4 protein-coding genes and 1 pseudogene are annotated in these 2020 nt (G+C 37.2%); all 5 read left to right on the top strand.

The window, feature by feature from the left end; all coding sequences use genetic code 11:
- The first annotated feature begins 139 nt into the window (after nt 1-139).
- Nucleotides 140-271: a hypothetical protein gene (locus tag O9295_RS18535; RefSeq protein ID WP_288034401.1), complete on the top strand. Its 132-nt coding sequence runs from the start codon at nt 140-142 to the stop codon at nt 269-271.
- 122 nt (nt 272-393) lie between these two features.
- On the top strand, nt 394-654 hold the full coding sequence (locus O9295_RS18530) for a hypothetical protein (RefSeq protein ID WP_002733873.1): 261 nt from the start codon (nt 394-396) through the stop codon (nt 652-654).
- Between the two features lie 5 nt (nt 655-659).
- Nucleotides 660-1067: a type II toxin-antitoxin system VapC family toxin gene (locus tag O9295_RS18525; protein ID WP_002761361.1), complete on the top strand. Its 408-nt coding sequence runs from the start codon at nt 660-662 to the stop codon at nt 1065-1067.
- Nucleotides 1068-1295: 228 nt separating this feature from the next.
- Entirely contained in the window at nt 1296-1655 is a 360-nt protein-coding gene (locus tag O9295_RS18520) for a DUF4347 domain-containing protein (RefSeq protein ID WP_288034398.1), read from the top strand.
- Nucleotides 1652-2020: pseudogene (locus O9295_RS18515) on the top strand (hypothetical protein); the annotation flags it as partial. The gene O9295_RS18520 and the pseudogene O9295_RS18515, both read left to right, overlap by 4 nt.

Here is a 2020-nt window from a genome sequence, read left to right as displayed (position 1 = left end):
GATAATCGGCAAAATGACTAACCCTACTATCTTAGAAGAGCTACTAAAATTAGCAGCTACCGCTAATTCTCTCGCAGAATTTAAGCAGTCTTTGGCAAGAATCCAATAATCTTATCCTAATATCTAGAAAACGGGTTTCTTGAAGAAACCCGTTTTCTGGACTTGTGGCCATCGCCTGCTCGCCATGACCCGCTACAATTGTCATTGTGAGGGAGTAATTGAGAGACAATCTTCAGAAACCCGTTTTCTGGACTTATGGCAAATCACCTGAATCAGTGAACAGTTGTTAACCTTTTGGTAACTGATTCAGGTAATTGCATTTGCGTCTCTTGGTTATAATTCACAAACAGGCTATAATGTTAGTAAAACAACGTTAATCTCTAAGGTTTATCAATGACTCAAATATTGATCGAAATTCCCGACGAATTAATATCTCGTTTGCAAGAACAAAAATCCTCGGTTCAAGAGATTGTTATCAAAGCTTTGGAAAATTATGTTCAAGCTGAATTACCAGATATTACCAAGACTCGTACTTGGGAACTTTGTGGAAGTTTAGAAATTGTCCAACCTGAGCCTAAATATATTATCGGACAAGATAATCGGGGTCAAGTTGTAACTAACTACGCTGAAAACATCGATGAAATTATTTATTAAAAATTGTGGACAAAGAAATTATTGTTGATACTTCTGCTTTAATTGCCTTTTTTGTCAAATCTGAAACTCATCACGAAAGCGCTCAAAAATATTACTTGGAAAATCCTCATAATAATTGGATTATTCTCGAATCGGTATTCGATGAAACTGTGACTTGGATTCGGAGCAAGGTATCTAGTCGAGCCTCAATCCAAGTGGGTCAAATACTAAGAGAAGATCATCGTTATATCAATGTGTCAGATAGCGATGATCTGGCAATATGGGAAGCTTTCTGTAAGTACAATGATAAAAAATGGAGTTACACAGATTGTTCTATTTTAGTTATGGCTCATCGTTTACAAATATTTAAGGTATTCGCTTTTGATGATCATATTCGTCAAATGGCAGGATTAGGAATTGTTTGTGTCCCATAAACTAATAAAAATACAATTTATGAACGTCGTTCAGATTGCATATCTTGCAACACCCACGAAACTGAGAAAACGGGTTTCTTTGAGAAACTATTTAGAAAACCCGTTTTCTGCAAACGCCTATTTAGAAACCCGTTTTCTGTATAAATATTAATTTCTGTTACAGGGGTCTTGAAAGATTGGGTATTGTTGGGCTAAAACTGTTAGCAATAAACCTTTGCAGTTAATGTCATGACTTCTACCCTTTTGCCGAGCTTTCCTGCTGTTGACGATGTTTTGTTCAAATATGCTCAATCTGATGGCTTGAGTCAAGCTAATCAGGTGGATAGTGTGAGAAATCAGCGTTTAACCGCACCCGAATTAAATACTGTAGTTTTCCTCGATGCTGGTGTTAGCGATTATCAAAGTCTCCAAGCTGGAGTAATTCCAGAAGTCGCCACGGTTATTCTCTCTGCCAATCAAGACGGAATCGAACAAATCTCCGCTTTTTTACCACAAAATCCCCAGATTACCACCACCACCTCTATTATTAAATCGGTGCGTTACGCTATCGCGCTTCATAGCCTACGAGTAAGCAAACAACTCAAATGAACCCAACAACCGCCAATTATGATGAACCCTGGAAAGAAGCATTAAGCGAGTATTTTGAAGCATTTTTACATTTCTTCTTTCCTGAAGTTCACCAATTAATTGATTGGACAAAAATTCCCGAATCCCTAGAAAAAGAACTCAAACGGATTACCGCTTCAGCAAAGACAAAAAAACGTTTCGCTGACAAACTTTATAAAGTCTGGTTACTCAGGGGTGAAGAAGTGTGGATTTTGATTCATATTGAAATTCAAAGTCAATACGAAGAAAATTTCCCTCAGAGGATGTATATTTATAACTATCGTGCCTTTGATTTGTATCAGAAACCGGTTATCAGTCTCGCTATATTAGGAGATGAACGAGTAAAT

Origin of the sequence: Microcystis sp. LE18-22.4A (assembly GCF_027531105.1) — a bacterium.
GTDB lineage: Bacteria > Cyanobacteriota > Cyanobacteriia > Cyanobacteriales > Microcystaceae > Microcystis > Microcystis aeruginosa.
The sequence above is the reverse complement of the archived record's forward strand: the minus strand, read 5'-3'. Positions and strand labels throughout refer to the sequence as shown.